Source organism: Exiguobacterium sp. s183, assembly GCF_018617655.1.
GTDB lineage: Bacteria > Bacillota > Bacilli > Exiguobacteriales > Exiguobacteriaceae > Exiguobacterium > Exiguobacterium aestuarii_A.
In genome coordinates, this window is record NZ_JACSKN010000004.1 from 253,378 (window position 1) to 270,678 (window position 17,301).

At 48.0% G+C, this 17,301-nt stretch carries 17 protein-coding genes and 1 other annotated feature; of the genes, 9 read left to right on the plus strand and 8 right to left on the minus strand.

Annotation, left to right across the window (positions count from 1 at the left end):
- Positions 1–39: 39 nt before the first annotated feature.
- Both KNP62_RS11460 and KNP62_RS11465 read left to right on the plus strand, forming a co-directional pair.
- Complete coding sequence (locus KNP62_RS11460) at positions 40–717, plus strand: uracil-DNA glycosylase (protein WP_214785605.1); 678 nt, start codon at positions 40–42, stop codon at positions 715–717.
- Positions 718–860: 143 nt separating this feature from the next.
- Positions 861–1,054 (plus strand) — a binding site (T-box leader).
- Between the two features lie 46 nt (positions 1,055–1,100).
- Complete coding sequence (locus tag KNP62_RS11465; RefSeq protein ID WP_214785606.1) at positions 1,101–2,660, plus strand: aromatic amino acid hydroxylase; 1,560 nt, start codon at positions 1,101–1,103, stop codon at positions 2,658–2,660.
- Between the two features lie 43 nt (positions 2,661–2,703).
- On the opposite strand, the gene KNP62_RS11470 is transcribed toward KNP62_RS11465, so the two are convergent.
- The gene (locus tag KNP62_RS11470) at positions 2,704–3,702 is read right to left on the minus strand and encodes an alpha/beta hydrolase (protein ID WP_214785607.1); all 999 of its coding nucleotides are present in this window, start codon (positions 3,700–3,702) and stop codon (positions 2,704–2,706) included.
- Between the two features lie 30 nt (positions 3,703–3,732).
- Positions 3,733–4,554: a Cof-type HAD-IIB family hydrolase gene (locus KNP62_RS11475; RefSeq protein WP_214785608.1), complete on the minus strand. Its 822-nt coding sequence runs from the start codon at positions 4,552–4,554 to the stop codon at positions 3,733–3,735.
- 125 nt (positions 4,555–4,679) lie between these two features.
- Between KNP62_RS11475 and KNP62_RS11480 the strand changes: the two genes are divergently transcribed.
- The 4 genes from KNP62_RS11480 (at position 4,680) to KNP62_RS11495 (ending at position 8,601) form a co-directional block, all read left to right on the plus strand.
- Positions 4,680–5,372: a response regulator transcription factor gene (locus KNP62_RS11480; protein ID WP_026824524.1), complete on the plus strand. Its 693-nt coding sequence runs from the start codon at positions 4,680–4,682 to the stop codon at positions 5,370–5,372.
- On the plus strand, positions 5,369–6,748 hold the full coding sequence (locus tag KNP62_RS11485) for a sensor histidine kinase (protein WP_214695920.1): 1,380 nt from the start codon (positions 5,369–5,371) through the stop codon (positions 6,746–6,748). Before KNP62_RS11480 ends, KNP62_RS11485 begins: the two co-directional genes overlap by 4 nt.
- Positions 6,749–6,814: 66 nt before the next feature.
- Positions 6,815–7,180 carry a DUF1499 domain-containing protein gene (locus KNP62_RS11490; protein WP_214695922.1) on the plus strand — a complete coding sequence of 122 codons (366 nt, stop codon included), beginning with the start codon at positions 6,815–6,817 and terminating at the stop codon, positions 7,178–7,180.
- Positions 7,177–8,601 carry a dihydrolipoyl dehydrogenase family protein gene (locus KNP62_RS11495; RefSeq protein WP_214746981.1) on the plus strand — a complete coding sequence of 475 codons (1,425 nt, stop codon included), beginning with the start codon at positions 7,177–7,179 and terminating at the stop codon, positions 8,599–8,601. The genes KNP62_RS11490 and KNP62_RS11495 overlap by 4 nt, the downstream gene beginning before the upstream one ends.
- Before the next feature lie 32 nt (positions 8,602–8,633).
- Here the strand turns inward: KNP62_RS11495 and KNP62_RS11500 are convergent, their stop codons facing one another.
- From KNP62_RS11500 to KNP62_RS11510, 3 genes are all read right to left on the minus strand, one after another.
- The gene (locus tag KNP62_RS11500) at positions 8,634–9,413 is read right to left on the minus strand and encodes a flagellar motor protein MotB (protein ID WP_214746984.1); all 780 of its coding nucleotides are present in this window, start codon (positions 9,411–9,413) and stop codon (positions 8,634–8,636) included.
- Entirely contained in the window at positions 9,391–10,173 is a 783-nt protein-coding gene (gene motA / locus KNP62_RS11505) for a flagellar motor stator protein MotA (RefSeq protein WP_074034258.1), read from the minus strand. The genes KNP62_RS11500 and motA overlap by 23 nt, the downstream gene beginning before the upstream one ends.
- Positions 10,174–10,259: 86 nt before the next feature.
- Positions 10,260–10,451 carry a hypothetical protein gene (locus KNP62_RS11510; RefSeq protein ID WP_224862903.1) on the minus strand — a complete coding sequence of 64 codons (192 nt, stop codon included), beginning with the start codon at positions 10,449–10,451 and terminating at the stop codon, positions 10,260–10,262.
- A gap of 200 nt (positions 10,452–10,651) precedes the next feature.
- Here KNP62_RS11510 and KNP62_RS11515 point away from each other — a divergent pair, with 200 nt between their 5' ends.
- Positions 10,652–12,031, plus strand: coding sequence for a TrkH family potassium uptake protein (locus tag KNP62_RS11515; protein WP_214785609.1), 1,380 nt, complete (start codon positions 10,652–10,654; stop codon positions 12,029–12,031).
- A gap of 21 nt (positions 12,032–12,052) precedes the next feature.
- On the opposite strand, the gene KNP62_RS11520 is transcribed toward KNP62_RS11515, so the two are convergent.
- Together KNP62_RS11520 and KNP62_RS11525 are read right to left on the minus strand one after the other, a co-directional pair.
- On the minus strand, positions 12,053–13,123 hold the full coding sequence (locus tag KNP62_RS11520) for an SDR family oxidoreductase (RefSeq protein ID WP_214785610.1): 1,071 nt from the start codon (positions 13,121–13,123) through the stop codon (positions 12,053–12,055).
- On the minus strand, positions 13,120–15,294 hold the full coding sequence (locus tag KNP62_RS11525) for a PAS domain-containing sensor histidine kinase (protein WP_214785611.1): 2,175 nt from the start codon (positions 15,292–15,294) through the stop codon (positions 13,120–13,122). Before KNP62_RS11525 ends, KNP62_RS11520 begins: the two co-directional genes overlap by 4 nt.
- Before the next feature lie 126 nt (positions 15,295–15,420).
- Between KNP62_RS11525 and KNP62_RS11530 the strand changes: the two genes are divergently transcribed.
- Positions 15,421–15,915, plus strand: coding sequence for a restriction endonuclease (locus KNP62_RS11530; protein ID WP_214785612.1), 495 nt, complete (start codon positions 15,421–15,423; stop codon positions 15,913–15,915).
- 218 nt (positions 15,916–16,133) lie between these two features.
- Positions 16,134–16,616, plus strand: coding sequence for an LURP-one-related family protein (locus KNP62_RS11535; RefSeq protein ID WP_015880506.1), 483 nt, complete (start codon positions 16,134–16,136; stop codon positions 16,614–16,616).
- 55 nt (positions 16,617–16,671) lie between these two features.
- Here KNP62_RS11535 and KNP62_RS11540 read toward each other — a convergent pair whose 3' ends face one another.
- Entirely contained in the window at positions 16,672–17,295 is a 624-nt protein-coding gene (locus KNP62_RS11540; RefSeq protein ID WP_214747004.1) for a DUF1836 domain-containing protein, read from the minus strand.
- Positions 17,296–17,301: the final 6 nt, after the last annotated feature.

Genomic DNA, 17,301 nt, shown 5'->3' on the forward strand with positions numbered 1-17,301 from the left:
GCATTTTGGGTATCATACAAAGGGAAAGGGGAGTATGCAATGGGAGAGCAGTTATCGAGTCGATTACTTGGAGATTGGACAGACATCATCCAAGACGAGATGAGTCAACCTTATTTCCAACAGTTGAAGCAATTCGTTGATCAAGCGTATGAGGAGACGATCGTTTATCCAAACCGTGAAGACATTTGGAACGCTTTTATCTATACCAAATTCAGTGACGTGAAATGCGTGATTTTAGGGCAAGACCCCTATCACGGACCAAACCAAGCGCATGGTCTCAGTTTTTCGGTACAGGATGGGGTGCGTTTCCCACCGTCGTTACGAAATATCTTTCAAGAACTAAAAGACGACATCGGGTGTGACATTCCGGAGAGTGGGAATTTAGAAAAGTGGGCGAAACAAGGAGTTCTTCTTTTGAACACAGCGCTGACGGTCGAAGCGGGGAAAGCAGGTTCACACCGCGGAAAGGGATGGGAACAGTTCACCGACTCGGTGATCGAGCGACTAGGGAGTCGTGAAGAGCCTATCGTATTCATCCTGTGGGGGAATGACGCGAAGAAGAAAATGAAATGGATCGGAGAGCAGCATAAAGTGCTCACGTCCGTTCATCCGAGCCCACTATCATCCCATCGTGGATTCTTTGGATCAAAGCCGTTTTCTCAAGTGAATGACGCTTTAAACAAGTGGGGACAGTCCCCGATCGATTGGTGTCTTTGACAGTCTACGAAAATTCGTAGACTGTTTTTTGTTGACGCGTTGAAAAACCTTTGGTACAGTAACTAACAAGACGTCACTTTAGTGCTTAAAAGCATATATGCATAACAGCATAACTGTATAAAAGATAGAGAAATGAATACGTAGTAGAAGCGAAGAAGGAACCGAAGTAGAGACATCTTCCCTGGCCCAGAGAGCGTGTGGTGCTGCGAACACGCCCAAAAGATGAATCGAATTACAGTTCCCGAGCTCTCATGATTGAGCGGTCCCCCGTTATCGGAATAAGCGGCTAGATAATCTCTAGCAACCAGGGTGGTACCGCGGCTTTGTCGTCCCTATCGATTGAATCGATAGGGATTTTTTTTGACTTTAAAGGAGGACTTCACATGTTGACACAATCGATTCCAGCACATCTTGCCCCACATATTTCACCGCAGTTTTACAATGAATACACACCAACGGATCATGCCGTCTGGCGCTTCGTTTTAAGCTTGAATCTGCATACGTTAGAAGGAAAAGCGCACCCGTTTTACATCGAAGGTTTAAAACGGACGGGAATGGGACCAGACCGATTACCGAACGTCGAACAGATGACGGATGAGATGCGGGCAGCGGGATGGTCGACTGTCGCAGTGGATGGACTCATCCCAGGCGTTGCTTTCTTTGATTTCCAAGGAAACGGAATGTTGCCGGTCGCGACGGACATTCGAAAAGTCGAGAATATCTTATACAGTCCAGCACCTGATATCATTCATGAGGCGGCAGGTCACGCGCCGATGCTGATGGACCCGACATTCTCTGCAATCGTCAAACGTTTCGGACAACTAGGAGCAAAAGCGTTCATGAACCGAGAAGAGCATGCTTCGTTCGCGGCGTTGAAACGCTTGACAATCGTGAAAGAGAACGCCAACTCAACGGAACAAGACATCGAGGCGGCAGAACGAGCGGTACACGAAGCGAAAGCACAAGTGACCGGTTTTTCAGAGGCACAACAAGTCGCACGTATCTTTTGGTGGACAGTTGAATTTGGATTGATTGGTGACCTTGAGAATCCGATGATTTACGGGGCGGGCCTCTTGTCATCTGTCGGTGAAAGCCGTCACTGTCTGACCGATGCGGTCGTCAAACATCCATTTGATTTGGAGCATGCGCTACAGACGAAGCAAGACGTGACGAATATGCAAAAAGAACTATTCGTCATTCCAGACTTTGAGACGCTTTCTTCCGTTTTAGATGAATTAGAGGGGAGAATGGCCATTCGAAAAGGTGGGGTTGAATCGGTCACAAAAGCATTGGCGTCGGGAAGTCAATCGACGATTCGACTCGAGGACGGTTCAGAACGTGTCGGCATCGTTCGCCACATGACAGAATCGAAGGAACATACGCTCATCCAATGGGATGAGTGCACAGTCGTAAAAAATGGTCAGTTGACGAAACGAGAACGTCACGGACTTCTCATTGTCCATGACACGGAATCGGCGCTAGACCGCGATGATCTCCTCGAGGACGGAATGACCCTTCGTCAAGCATGTGCATCGGACATGCTCGAAGGGGTGACCGTTCAACTAGAAGGACGGACGATCTCACTCGATTCACTCGAAGTACGCGTCGATTCACTTCCATCGGTCTTCCCTGGGACGACGGTGGAAGAATTGACGATCATTGAAAAACCGGTGATCATCGAACGGGATGAACGTGTATGGACGAAAGATGACCCGATGTTCAATCGCATTCACCTCATGCGTGAACGCGGGGAATCGATTGATGGTCTCGTTCCAGACATTTTATCCGAGCACCCGGATGCGTGGTTGTTACACATTGAATGTCTGGAGTTAGTAGAAGACGAGGAATTGAAGCAGGCCTTGATTGACCGACTTGAAGCACTTCGTCATACATCTCCTTCTCGAAATGAATTGATTGGACGCGCGTTCGAACTGTTACGCTAACGAAAATAAGCGACGCTCTCTGAACAGAGAACGTCGCTTATTTTTATACGGATTGATTCGTCGTTTCACGTAAGAACGTGATCAGACGGCGATACGTCGAATTTGCCGCCGGGCGGTCCATTTCGAAGTAATAGTTATGACCGAGTTCGTGTTCGTTCCGGTCATAAAATACAGTCGTCACATCCGTTCGACCTGAGAGAATTGTTGCAAATTCTTTCGCCTGATCTTCAAACGAATAGTCGTTTCCGTCAGCGATAAACGTCGGAACGAATGTGGCAGGTACGTTGACGAGCGGCGAAGCTTCAGCGACGACCGGGAGTGTTTCCCAGTTGTATGTGCCGAAATAAGCCCAACCGATGCGTTTGAACAAGAAGCGGTTCACAGATTTCGATGATTCGAGCCATGAACGTTTCAAGTCGAATGGTGCAGACAATAAGATGGTTCCAAGGATAGACGATTTCGGTACAATTTGTCTGACTTCGGCTGAAGGCGAGTAGTCGTCATTCAACTGAATCCCGACAAACTGTGCAACGAGCTGTCCACCGTTCGAATCACCCGCGAAAAAGACGCGGTCCAAATCAAGACGGAATCGATCGTTGTTTTCAGCGATGAATGTATACGCTTCTTCCATTTGCTGAAGTGGTGTCGGATACGTTACATCTGGCGCAAGCGCGTAGTTGATACTGACGACGTTGTAGCCGTTACTCGCAATCGAGGTGGCGTATTTTAAGACGTCAGATTTATCACCACCGACGAACGAACCACCATGCACCCAAAAGATTGTTGGGACAGGTTTTCGGTCGCCTTCATAGCGAATCAAATCAAACGTCCCGTTGTCATAAGAAGACAAGTAGTCGATGTCTTTTCGGACAGACGTCTTTTGAACGACTTCCTCGAATCCCTTCATCTCCACTTCGTTCCCCCCTGCGAACGAAGTTTTGATTAAACGTGTTGCGGGTTTAGGTGAAAGGAACACATAAGCCGCTCCCGCGACCGCTGTTCCAATCAGCCCGACTCCAGCGCGTTTCAACCCTTTATTCATCTTACTTCCTCCCTTTCTACAACCAGAAGCTTATTGCGTGACGAGTACGTCCGCCATATATGTCTCGATGACATGCGCAATTCCGTCTTCGTTGTTTGACTTCGTAATGAAGTCTGCTTTCCCTTTGACTGTCGTATTGGCGTTACCCATCGCAACACCGAGACCTGCCCATTCAATCATCGTCAAGTCATTGTTTCCATCACCGCAAGCGATGACTTCTTTCTGGGCGATGCCGAGTTGATCTGCTAGGAAAGCGAGGCTTGTCCCTTTTGTGACACCGGCTTCCGTGAACTCTAGGAAGAACGGTTTTGAACGAGCAACGGCCAATTTTCCAGCCAACTCTTCTTGAAGCTTCGTCTCGATTGGGGCAAGTGTGTCACCATCGGCAAGCATCAAACACTTGACGACAGGTGCGGTCACGGCTTCTTTAAAATCGCCGACATGAACGACCGGCATACCTGTCAATTCACCTTCGATATCCGTATACGGGTTCGGGCGATCGGTTACGATTTCGTTACCGACGTACGTATGAATCGCGATTCCTTCCCGTTCACTGATATCATGGAGATGGGCGACTGTGTCCGGTTGAAGCGTGCTCGAGAAAATTTCCTCGTTCGTCGCGCAATTGATGACCGATGCACCGTTGAACGATAAGATGAAGCTACCGTACTTCGCAAGTTCCAATTCACGGGCTGCATCCCACATCGCAAACGTTGGTCGGCCACTCGCGAGCACGACTTTATAGCCGCGCTCTTGCGCATCGAGAAGTGCTTCTTTTGTTTTAGGGGAAATCGTATGGTCGCTCGTGAGGAGCGTATCATCCATATCCAATACAATCATCTTGTAACTCATAGTAGTAGGGGGTCCTCCTTCAGAATCTAATGACTCCATCCTAAACCTTTTTAAGGTCAATTGACAACCTTGTCGCAAAAACGTAACTATAATGTAGAGAAGTGAACTCTAGAAGAGGTGTAAATATGAATCGAATTTTAGTAGCTGAGGACGAGCATGCGATTCGCAGCTTCATTATTGTGAATTTAAAACGAGCCGGTTTCGATGTGTTCGAAGCGACGAATGGACGAGAGGCGGTCACTGCATTTGACCGTGAACCGTTCGATGTCGTCTTATTAGATGTCATGATGCCGGAGATGGACGGGTTCGAGGCGTGTGCGGCCATTCGAGATATCGATGAAAACGTTGGGATCATCATGTTGACGGCACGAACGCTCGAAGAAGATAAAATCGAAGGACTCGGAAAAGGCGCGGACGATTATATCGCCAAGCCATTCAGTCCAGGCGAGTTGGTGGCACGCATTCAAGCATTGTTGCGCCGCGTCGAAAAAGTGAAACGAAAAGACTCGAAGCGGTTGAAGTCAGGACCGTTCGCCATCGACCTCGCCGCAAAACAAGTGACGAAGTACGGTCAATCGATCGATTTGACGCCGACGGAGTATGACTTGATTTGTCATCTCGTTCAAAACGAGGAAATTGTTTTATCGCGTGATGCACTACTCGATGCCGTATGGGGCGTCAACTACTTCGGTGACCGCAAGACCGTCGACGTCAACATTCGTCGATTGCGTCAAAAAATCGAAGATGACCCGAGTCATCCGATTTATATTGAAACATTATGGGGTCACGGATATAAATGGCGGAGACATGAAGCATGAAACAACAGTTAGTCATTCGCATGATGATTGTCGTGACGATCGTCTTGCTTTTACTCGTCAGTGTCTTGTCTTACGGGACATATCGATACTATTACGAGTATGAGTCGGAAGCGTTACTCAGTCATGCGACTACGAGTGCATACTTATATCCTCAAGCCCAAGTCGGGTTTGAGACGCCGAGTGCCTTTTCCGTTCTCGTCCGGACATTCGGATATCCCGGAACCGATTTGACGATTGTCGACCAGAGCGGTTCAATCGTCAAGACGACCGGTCAACGGACGAGGCAGGCATCTTTTTCACAAGAACAATTACAAGAGCTATCACGAGGTGAGTCGGTCGTTCAGGACTATGACGTCGGTGACGAGCATTACTTATCGGTCACCAGTCCGATTATGACGAACGATACGTCAGAGTTCGCCATTAGCTTTACACGCCCACTTGAAGACTTAGATACGCTCATCCGTGAAATTTGGATGACCGTCGTCATGATTGGTGTCCTCATCTGGTTACTCGCGCTCTACACGGTCATTCGCATTGCCGATCGTTTCGTTCGTCCGATTCGTCAAATCATCGAAACGGCAGATGAGATGGCTCAAGGTGATTTCGATGTGGCTGTGGAGTCGAATGAGAAACATGAGCTTGGGGCATTGGCGCGGACACTCACGTATTTAGGTGCGAAAGTACAGCAGCACCAGTCGACACGTAATGAGTTTCTCTCGAGCGTCTCCCATGAATTGCGGACACCGCTCACATCGATTAAAGGATGGACGGAGACAATTCGAGGTGGCGATGAGAAGTTGTCTGAAGAAACGGAGCTTGGTCTGAGTATCATTCATTCGGAAACAGAGCGCATGATTGGTCTTGTAGAGCAGCTTCTCGATTACACGAAGATTGAAGAGAGTCGATTGGTCTTGTATCGTCAGGAACTCGATTTAGTCTCCTTGTTGCGAAAAGTGACGTTGCAGTTAAAGCAGTCGCTCGAAGACAAAGGCATTACACTCATCGAACGTTATCCTCAAAAATCAGTCGGGCTATTTGATGAGAATCGATTGAAACAAGTGTTTCTGAACATTCTTGAGAATGCAATTCGCTTTTCACCGGACGGCGGGACATTGACCATCCGTTTCGTTCAATCAGAACGTGTCGCCTTCATCTCGATCATCGATGAAGGTCCTGGTATCTCACGTGAACATTTGCAGCGTATCACCGAAATGTTCTATCAGGCCCATGTGACGGAAGGGAGTAGCGGTCTCGGACTCGCCATCTCCAAAGAGTTGATTGAGGCACATGAAGGAAAACTCGTCATCGAGAGTGAGGTCGGACACGGGACGACCGTGACGGTTTTATTACCTCTCGACCCGAGCGAACTACATTAATAGGGTTAAACCTCCCGAATTCAGGCTACATATATAGATGTATGTAGAATGAGGGAGGTTTTTGTTATGGCCAATCAGTCATTGAAGCCGTTAAAAGGAAGTCCAAACGCCGTCTCGACGCAAACCTCGATTGAAGAGTTGCGCATGTCTCCGCTCCCATATGCGGGGAGTCGCGGTCAATCAATTGAAGCAATCAAGATGGCAATGAACCAATTGCCACGGGCCGAACTAATCAAAGAAACAGATGAGGGCCTTCATTATGTGGTGACCTCGAAAGTGATGCGTTTTAAAGATGATGTGAATTTTCTATTTGATGATTCCACTCAACAAGTCGAATTTCGGTCTGCGTCACGTGTCGGCTATTCAGACTTTGGCGTGAACCGAAAACGGATGGAAGATGTGAGTGAACGATACCGGAGGTTGATTCGATGAAGGACTATCAGTTGATTGTCATCGGTGGCGGTGCCGCTGGGATGACGGTAGCAGCAGGAGCAGCAAACTTAGGCGCGAAAGTCGCGCTTGTTGAAAAGAACAAACATTTAGGTGGCGACTGTCTACACGTCGGATGTGTCCCGTCGAAAGCATTGATTGCCGCCTCGAAAGAAGCGAATGCGATGATGCGCGCAGCGCGTGTTCTCGGAACAGAATTCAATGGAGGCGAGCATTATCAAATGTCGAAAGCACGAGTCGACAAGGCGCGCGCCATTATCCAAGACCATGATGGGACAGAACGTTTTGAAAAGATTGGGGTCGACGTTTACATCGGAGAAGCTTCTTTCCAAAGCCCGACAGAATTGAAAGTCGGGGACGATTTATTGATTGGAAAAAAATTCGTCATCTCAACCGGCTCAAAACCGACAGTCCCTCCAATCGACGGATTGGATCAAGTCCCATACTTAACGAACGAGACGGTTTTTGAAGAAGAGACGCTTCCGGAAAGCCTCATTGTCATCGGTGCCGGGACAGTCGGCCTCGAGCTAGCACAATCGTTTGTTCGACTCGGCTCGCAAGTTACGGTACTCGAGGCACAGGATGCGTTCTTGCCAAAAGAAGATGAGGACGTCTCAACTTACCTAAAATCTCAACTCGAGATGGCGATGCGCTTAAAAATCGGCGTGAAGGTCAACCGGGTCGATGAAGTCGACGGTCGCATTCGTGTCACGACAGAGGTGGACGGCGAGACAGTCGAATATGAAGCAGATAAACTGCTCATGGCGACAGGGCGTGTGCCACGCATCGACGCGCTTCGTCTCGATCGTGCAAACGTTCAAGTGACGAAAGGATACATCGATGTCTCCTCTTCGTATCGGACGTCACAGCCGCATATCTTTGCGATTGGCGATACGATCAAGACGTTACCGTTCACACACGCGGCTGGCGAAGAAGGGAAAGCCGTTGTTGCGAACGCACTGTTTGGACTATGGAACAAGGTAGATTACAGTAAGCTTCCTTGGATCACGTTCACAGATCCCGAAGTATTTCACGTTGGGATGACGGAGAAAGAAGCGCGCGAGCGTTATGGGGATGACATCGAGACATATGAAGCGAAACTGTCGGAAGTGGACCGTTTCATCGCCGAACGCCAAGAGGCGGGCTTTGTCAAAGTCATCACGAAGAAAAATGGAAAGATTATCGGGGCACATGCGGTTGGTGAATCAGCTGGCGACTGGATGCAAATCGTCGTCTATGCGATGCAACGCGGCGATAAGATTGGCAAGTTGTCACGCATGATTTATCCTTATCCATCGCGCAGTGAAGCGGTGAAGAAAGTGACGGATCTCTACTGGCGGAAACGCTTGTTTGAAAGTCCGCTCACAGAACTAGCGAGACGTTACTTCAAATTGACGCAATAACACAAATCACCCACTCGTTTGAGTGGGTGATTTTAGTTCGGTAAGGTGATTGTTTCAATCATTTTTGGTTCGCCCTCCGATAAGTCGACGAGCGGTTTAATCAACACTTCGACGCGTCGGTTTTTCGAACGACCTTCTTCTGTATCGTTCGTGGCGATTGGTTTGAATTCCCCGTAACTTGCGAGTGTAAACTGAGCCGGGTTCAGTGCATCATTCGTCAATAATCCACGCATGAATGCCGTTGCACGTGCTGAACTGAGTTCCCAGTTTGATGGGAAGCGGGCCGTGTTAATGGGGATGTTATCCGTATGACCAGAGACGACAATTTCTCGCTTTCCAGCCTTCTCTAAGATTTGACTGATGTTTTGAGCCACATTTTGAGCATCGGCATCAAGTGTCGCCTCTCCTAAGTTGAAGAGGGCGCGGTCTTGAATCGTTAAGACGAGACCGCTCGAGTTGATGGTCGCTTTAATTTGGCTCTCTAACCCGTTCTTCTTAATGTATTGGTTCACATCTTCTTTCAACTCATCGAGCTGAGCGAGTTCGTACGTGCGTGGGTTGGCGGTCGTGTTGGTTTTATCCGTTCGACTGATGTCGCTGTTTGAGGCGGTCGAAGCTTGGAAGACACTGACGCCTCCAGAGAATACTTGGTTGAACGAACGCGACATTTTCTCGAGCTTCGTCTGGTCGATGTTACTCGATGCGAACAATACGATGAAGAGCGCGAGTAAGAGCGTCAATAAGTCGGCGTAAGGAATGAGCCAACCTTCTGGAATGTGTTCTTCATGATCATGCTTCTTTTTGCGTTTCATAGTCAGCTCGCTCCTTTGGAGACAAATACACAGACAGCTTATCTTCTAACGTTTTTGGAGATTCACCGCTTTGAATCGATAAAATCCCTTCAATCATCATTTCTTTGATGACGACTTCGCTCTTCGAATACTGCTTTAATTTATTGGCAAACGGGAACCAAAGCACGTACCCGGTGAAAATCCCGAATAGTGTTGCGACGAAGGCTGCCGAAATGGCGTGTCCGAGTTTTTCGATGTCTGATAAATCTTTCAGGGCGGCAATCAATCCGATTACGGCTCCGAGTACCCCGAGCGTCGGGGCATACGTCCCGGCCTGGGTGAAGATGTCGGCGTTCGCCTTATGACGCTGTTCCATGTTTTCGATGTCACGTGACATGACTTCCGCAATATACTCAGAAGGTTGACCGTCGATGACCATCATCATGCCTTGGCGTAAAAATGGTTCTTCGACTTGTTCGAGTGCTGTTTCAAGAGATAATAGACCCTCTTTCCGAGCTTGCGTCGATAAATCGACAAATTGTGTAAGCAATCCAGATTTACTTGGGAGTTCTTGTTTTTTGAACAAGATTTTAAATAACTTCGGTACATTTTGAAGCTGTTCTTTCGATACGGCGATACTGACCGCAGCAGCTGTACCGACGAAAATGATAACGATTGCGGCAGGGTTGATCAGCGGTGCGATACCCGCTCCTTTTAATAACATTCCACCAACGAGGGTGAGGAACCCGAGTATGAGCCCGACTAACGTGACGACATCCATGTCTTTGTTTTCCACCTTTCCGAAATAAATCAGGACAAAAAAAGCGAGAGACGCTACTCGTCTCCCGCAACATGCGTTCCCGATGATTAAGCGCCGTTTTCATCAATCAGCATTTGAATGCTGATGTTTCGTTCTTCACGCTCTATATCGGTTAATACGTCGTATTTTTTTAACAATGCGTACAATTGATTCACGACTTCTTGCTCAAGTGACCAATTGAGTAACTCTTCTAGCTGAAAATAAAGGTGAGCGGGCATACATTGTGATTGGCGCTCCAACCTTCGCGAGACATCCTCTATCGAATGATCTACCGTACTAGGGTCCACGGTTTCATTCAACCTCCTCAACATTCTTAAAGTCTATCTCCCATAATACCAAAAAATCGAGGAAAGCGTTAGAGATACATTTTCTTGTTGGCATTTAGAAAGGCGAGGAGTAACATGGGGCTTAGAATAACAGAAGTGAAGGGGAAGTCGTGATGCGACATAGACTGTCAGCGCGTGAGATACGCTTGAAGCGAATCGAGGTACTTTATCGAGTCGTGTTTGAAAAACCTGCTCGCTTTATCGCGGGAGGATTTTTACTTGCGATTTTTATCGGGGCAACACTTTTATATATGCCATTTGCTCAAGAAGAACCAGTCTCTTGGATTGATTGTCTATTTATCGCAACTTCCGCGGGTACCGTGACCGGGTTGTCGACAGTCGACATCGGTTCGTCGTTCAACTTGTTCGGAGAATTGGTGATTGTCGCCCTCATTCAAATCGGGGGTCTCGGGTTCATGACAATCGCGTTGATGCTCCTCAGTGTATTAGGGAAGAAAATTGGATTGAAACAACGGATTCTCTTGCAAGAGTCGTTAAACTTAGCCGGCCCCGGTGGAACGGTTCGTCTCGTGCGAAATATCGTCTTCACGACGGTCATTGTTCAATTTATCGGGATGCTGTTTTTGACGTTCGAGCTATATAGTACAGAGAGTTATTCTTTTGGTGCGGCACTTTACTACGGCTTTTTCCATGCCGTCTCTGCCTTTAACAATGCAGGCTTCGCGTTGTTCCCGGACAGTCTGATGTCATTTGAACAAAACACGGCGATTGTCGTGACCATCGCCCTCATGATCATGATTGGGGGTCTCGGGTTCACGACGATTGCTGATGCGACAGAAGTGCGAGGGTGGAAGCGTCTCGCCCTCCATTCGAAGATCATGATTCTGTCCCTTTTGGTCATCAATGGGGTGGCATGGTTCGTGCTCATGATGTTTGAGTGGGTATCAAACGAAGGTTCTCTCTATGGGCGGTCCATCGGTGAGGCACTACACGTAACCTTTTTCCAAGCCGTGACGACACGTACGGCCGGTTTCAATACGATTGATATCGCCACGATGGCACCTGCCTCAATCGGCTTGATTTTAATTTTGATGTATATCGGGGCCGGTGCAGCTTCGACAGGGTCAGGGATTAAAGTGACGACGCTAGCGGTCATCTTCGCGGACATGTGGGCGTTCATTGCAGGTAAGAAAGAAACGGTCATTATGGAGCGGACGATTGATGCGTTTCAAATCAAAAAGGCATACGTTGTCGCCATCTCGAGCTTCTTCTTCATCTTGATTATCACGACACTCGTCATTTTGACAAACGGTCACATTCCAGCGAGCGCCATTCTGTTTGAGACGGTGTCGGCGTTCGGGACGGTCGGGTTATCGTTAGGAATCACTGCTGAATTAAATGATGCCGGTAAAGGATTCATCATGTTCATGATGCTCCTTGGACGTGTCGGATCGTTGACGATTCTCTTTACGGTCGCAAGACAAGCCGACCGCAAGATTCGCTATCCGAAAGAGAAGATTTTGATTGGTTAATCCAAAAAGCCCTGAACGCATTCAGGGCTTTTCGTGTGTCATGAAATATTGGACGACCTCCGGTAGGTAATCTTGAAGATCCGGACAGACGATTCCAGTCCCGTCGAGCGCTCGAATTGTTTGCGTTGTATCGAAATGGACAGGATGTTTGAAATAGTCTAGCAGTTCGTGCGGAACATCCAGTTGTGCGGCGTTTTTCCAAGTCGTGAATGCGACATCTGCAACAGCATGGGGAACCGTGCCGCGAGGAGGACGGTGGAACATCGTCTCATGTAGCATGCGATACACTTCACGCGCACCATGCGGGAAAGGGTCCGTCAAATGAAACGTCCGTTTCGACCCGACTGGCGAGTGTGCTAAGAAGGCGGTCGCTTCCACGACGTAATCATAAGGAACTAGATTCACTTCGACGTTCGCGCGCCCGATATAAGGGAGCGGTCGCATCTGTTGAAGTTGCGCCATCAATTTCAACACAAAATAGACACCGTCAAACTTCTTCGTTTCACCTGTTTGACTATGCCCAATCACAATACCAGGACGAATAATGGTGATTGGCATCGCTCCCATCTCGCGGGAGACGAGCGCTTCTGCTTCATATTTAGTTGCTTCATAATGATTTTTAAATCGAGCCCGATGCCAGAGTTCGTTCTCATAGACGGTCCCTTGCCTGCGACCGGCAATGTAGGCCGTACTGAAATAGACGTACCGCTTTAACTGTTTCGACCGTTTAGCGAACGCCGTGACGTGTTTCGTACCGAGGATATTGATTCGATACCCCTTGTCATACGGAATGCTCAAATCGTAAGCTGCAGCCAGATGAAAGACGTAATGCACGTCACGCTCGATGACAGAGCGCATAATCGGATCGAGAATCACTTCCGGTAACGTGATGTCCGCCTCCACTAAGACGAGCTGGCGAGACTCAAGAGATGTCGTAGACAGCAACGTATCTCGTAGTTCTTCCGCTTCACGCTGTTGGTTAGGGAGATGAAGCGCATAGATGGTTCCGATTTGATGAGGTAACGACGCGAGATGTTCGATTAACTTTCCAGCTAAAAATCCAGGGAATCCGGTAAAGGCATAATCGTTCATGATAGTTCCTCCGCTAAGTCTAGTGTGAATGTAAACGTCGATCCTTTTCCGACAGTCGATTCCACTTCGATACTACCGCCGTGTGATTCGATGATTTCTTTACAGATGGATAAGCCAAGGCCGGTCCCACCAATTTTGCGCGTATCGGAGTTATCGACCCGATAAAACTTTGTAAAGAGTTTCTCGAAGGCGTGTTCAGGAATACCGATTCCGAAGTCACGAATAGAGACGTGGGCCTGATTGTGGTCGTGCCGGACCCGTACTTCGATTTCTTGTTCGTTCGGCGAATACTTGATGGCATTCGAAATCAAGTTGACGAGTACTTGTTCAATGCGGTCCCGGTCAGCAATCAAGCGTAGGTCTTCATCAGCGTTATCGAAATGAATGGCATGGTCATTCGTTTCACGGAAGCGCTCAACTACATCTAAGACGAGTTCATTCAACGAGAAATGATCTTGCTTGTATTCCTGATGACCACCCTCCATGCGTTGAATGTCTAAGAAGTCATTGAGTAACGCCGTTAACCGTGACGCTTCCCGTGACATCGTCTTCAAGAAACGTTCTCGCTTATCAGGCGTCAAATCGCGAGCGAGCATCAACTCGATGTAACCAGATAATGAAGAAAGGGGTGTCCGCAGTTCATGCGAGACCGTGCTCACTAGTTCGTTTTTAATCTGGTCCATCCGCTCCTCTTCCGTCCGGTTACGGAATACGAATAAGAAGCCGCTGTCCATTCCGATTTGTCGTTTCGTATCCATTGTCGTGCCGTACATCTCGTAATATTCCTCATCTCGGTCGTTCGGTTGTGGGATGGAGAAACGCATGGACACTTCCCGAGCCGTTCCGTCTAACAGTTGATCCATCTTACGTAGCATCTCGCTTCGGTCACGTGGACGGAACGTGGAGAGGAGGGGGATCCGCTCTTGTATTTTATTCGGGGCGATCCCAGGTAAGTCCATGAGGCGTCGCGCATGGACGTTCATGAACAAGACACTCCCGTTCGACTCGGTCAAGACGAATGCTTCGTTTGACGCTTGTAAAATCGATTGAATGATGTCACGTTGGCGGGCAATCGCATTTTTCTCTCGTTCGAGCATACGTTCTATTTTTTTTCGGTCGCTAATGTCACGCATGACGGCGACTCGTAACGTTTGGCCAAGATACGTCACTTCTTTCGGGTAAACCTCCATCTCTAGAAACGTGCCGTCCGCTCGTCGTCCAATCACTTCATATGGCGTTTGGATATGGTTGCGGATTCGTCGCAACACATCTGCCCGATATCCTTCGGCAATAAATTCAACCGTTTGCCGACCGACCATTTGTTCAGCTGGAATTTTGAAGATGGATTCCGCTGCTTTGTTCGCATCAAGAATCATCCCGTCTTCGTGGAATAGGACAGCCTCGATGACAGATTCGGCAAACATCCGATAGCGTTGTTCCTTATAACGGAGTTCTCGTTTTAGTTCAATCTCAGAACTCACATCAAATACGAAGAAAAAGAATCCGATGAGTTGCTCTTGTTCATAGACCGGATGCATAAAGAGTTTTCCGATAAAATGTGTCCGGTCTTTACATTGAAATTTCCACTCACGGTCTCCTTTGTCGAGTGCGAGGCGTAACATTTGTTCGAACGAAAGCAACCGTTCTGTCTCATCTTGATAGGCAGAACGCTTTTCGCTCAGCTCCCTTGACTCGAACAAAGCGAACGGGGTCATCTCATATAACACTTCATGAGGAGCGTAGCCGAACAGTTCCGTCGCTCCCTGGTTAAATCGAGTGATCAACATATTGGCATCCGTCATGATCATCGCCATGTCGAGCTCGGAGTGCATCATCGCTTCAAACGCATTGTGTTGAATCGTCACGCGTGTATCGAGAGGGAGTGGTTCGATGGAAAGAATGTAGTGTTTTTCCCAAGGGATGGCATGCACACGCATCGTCGGTAGTTCATACATCCAAGACAGTCCTTGCTCCATTCGGCGAGATAATTCCATCGTAATCGGAGACTGGTTGACCATATGAAAGAGGTTCGTACGAGTCTGTAGATTCTCTGGAAACTTTTCTAGGAACGGCCGGTTTGCCTGAACGATTGTTCCGTCTTTTTCTATTAAAGCAACCCCGTAAGGTAATGCATGTAATAACTCACTGTGGAGATTGGTGCGATTCTCCATGAACGATCATCCCTCCTTCGTGGTGTCAGACGAGCATATCTTCTATAACATTCGACAGATCCCCCTTTCATTTCCTGCCCTCGAAACGGTAAAGTGGGAGAGAGGACGTGGAAAGGAAAGATGGGGATGATTGGATTACTTCTAAGTATGGTCGGTGCCGTTAGTCTATGGTGGTTCGGAGCACCGCTTTGGAGCAGTATCTTACTACTCCTGTTTGGGATCGTGTGGTTCATCTGGAGAGCCCGGCTGTCGACAATCGACCGAATCGATCGAATGGATGGCCGAGAATTCGAACTGTTCTTAGAGGATGTGTTTACGGCGCTCGGATACACGGTCACCGTGACACCAGCCTCGCGTGACTTCGGGGCAGACTTGTTACTTGAGACACCCGATGGATGGTCGATTGCGGTACAAGCAAAACGGTATGAAAAGGTAGTCGGTCTTGAAGCGGTTCAACAAATCGCGGCTGCTGTTCCGTATTATCAGGCACATGAAGGATGGGTCGTGACGAACTCGACATTTACGGACAGTGCGTATGAATTGGCAGCGCCAAATCAAGTTCGTCTGATTGCAAGAATAGAGCTTGAAGAACTCTTAAAAGAAGCGGGATATAAGCGATAAGAATAGGCATGTTCACAAGTTCGACAGAATCCAAAATGATGTCGAAAAAAAGGGCTTGTCTTTTTCTTTAATCGATGCAATAATCATCTTCGTCATATGAAATATGTAGTAGTTGAAACGAGATAAAAACTACACAGAGAAACGATTGGGGTTTCAAGAAATGCCCGACCGTACACATACAAACAATCACGGTTGGAACGTGCTAGGAGGAAAAAGCGGTGCGCAAATTAATTTATGTAAAAGGTTGCGTCTTTACGCAAGGCGAGGCGACCATTTATGATGAGACAAATGATGCGATCGGATCTGTTCACCGCGACGCGGAAGGCAGTGTCCAAGTGCACAATTTGTCTGGACGACAGATCGCTCACGGGAAGTATATCCCGAACTGCCAAAAATGGGTCGTGATGAACCATGACGGACAGGCGATTGGTCAATTGAAAGACAAGTTCTCGTTATTCGGGAAAAAGTGTGAGTACAACGTCTATGAACGCGGACTCTTCACGATTCAATACGATGTGGAACGTCATAAGTTCAGCGTCCGTGACAAAGCAGGAAAACTTGTCGCGGAGCTACGGAAACAAGAGGACGACACGTTCTGCTTAACGAAGGAAGCAGATCAGCTATCGATGTTCGAACTCCTTTCTGTCTTAAAAACGTTAACGGTTAAATCGCGGATGCCGCTCGCTGCATCTGTCTCATAACGATGACGAGCACCGGTCCTTGACCGGTGTTTTTTGATGCAAAAAAACCGTTCCATCAAATGAAACGGTTCAAATAGTGTTTGGCCTCGAGCTCGAGTGTCGTCACACGGTGTGCGTACAAACAGAGCTTTAAGACATGAATGATATTCGGATGTGTGTATTTCGTTTTTTCGAGAGAACGCTTGGCACGAGTATCGAGTAAATCAATCGGACTCGTCGACTTGGCGTACTCCGCATACAGGCGATAAAAATCAATCGGAGTGATGAAGTCGTCTTCGTCCCGGTCAGGGTTGTTGAAGATAAGTGCCAATAAGGAACTTGTCTCTTCAAGTGAGAAAAGGTGTTTCAAGTCATCAAGAAGGTAGATGATGGCTGCTTGATGCAAGGAATACTTTTTACCGATTCGTGGGACACCGATGATTTTACGGACTTCACGCTTCGTCCAGTTTTGAATCGTCGTCGCCGAGAGATGTTCTCCGGTCAATGCGTTCGCAAGGGCAACGATTTGATTGATGGACAAGCCGTTCTTTTCAATATGAAACAAGTGGATTTTTCGAAGCTCTTTTGGAAAATGTTCACGCACGTCTTCAGGGAAGAGGGCGATGGCTCGCTCGATTTCTCCGACCTGCATGAAGTGAAGGCAATCTGCCAAAGTTTGAATTGAAGTTGCGTCGCGCATACGGCC

Coding starts and splice junctions, on each gene's coding strand:
- KNP62_RS11480 (WP_026824524.1), top strand. CDS start 4,680: ATGAATCGAATTTTAGTAGCTGAGGACGAGCATGCGATTCGCAGCTTC.
- KNP62_RS11520 (WP_214785610.1), bottom strand. CDS start 13,123: ATGAACGATTATGCCTTTACCGGATTCCCTGGATTTTTAGCTGGAAAG.
- KNP62_RS11525 (WP_214785611.1), bottom strand. CDS start 15,294: ATGGAGAATCGCACCAATCTCCACAGTGAGTTATTACATGCATTACCT.
- KNP62_RS11485 (WP_214695920.1), top strand. CDS start 5,369: ATGAAACAACAGTTAGTCATTCGCATGATGATTGTCGTGACGATCGTC.
- KNP62_RS11475 (WP_214785608.1), bottom strand. CDS start 4,554: ATGAGTTACAAGATGATTGTATTGGATATGGATGATACGCTCCTCACG.
- KNP62_RS11500 (WP_214746984.1), bottom strand. CDS start 9,413: ATGAAACGCAAAAAGAAGCATGATCATGAAGAACACATTCCAGAAGGT.
- KNP62_RS11460 (WP_214785605.1), top strand. CDS start 40: ATGGGAGAGCAGTTATCGAGTCGATTACTTGGAGATTGGACAGACATC.
- KNP62_RS11530 (WP_214785612.1), top strand. CDS start 15,421: ATGATTGGATTACTTCTAAGTATGGTCGGTGCCGTTAGTCTATGGTGG.
- KNP62_RS11540 (WP_214747004.1), bottom strand. CDS start 17,295: ATGCGCGACGCAACTTCAATTCAAACTTTGGCAGATTGCCTTCACTTC.
- KNP62_RS11515 (WP_214785609.1), top strand. CDS start 10,652: ATGCGACATAGACTGTCAGCGCGTGAGATACGCTTGAAGCGAATCGAG.
- KNP62_RS11470 (WP_214785607.1), bottom strand. CDS start 3,702: ATGAATAAAGGGTTGAAACGCGCTGGAGTCGGGCTGATTGGAACAGCG.
- KNP62_RS11490 (WP_214695922.1), top strand. CDS start 6,815: ATGGCCAATCAGTCATTGAAGCCGTTAAAAGGAAGTCCAAACGCCGTC.
- KNP62_RS11495 (WP_214746981.1), top strand. CDS start 7,177: ATGAAGGACTATCAGTTGATTGTCATCGGTGGCGGTGCCGCTGGGATG.
- motA (WP_074034258.1), bottom strand. CDS start 10,173: ATGGATGTCGTCACGTTAGTCGGGCTCATACTCGGGTTCCTCACCCTC.
- KNP62_RS11465 (WP_214785606.1), top strand. CDS start 1,101: ATGTTGACACAATCGATTCCAGCACATCTTGCCCCACATATTTCACCG.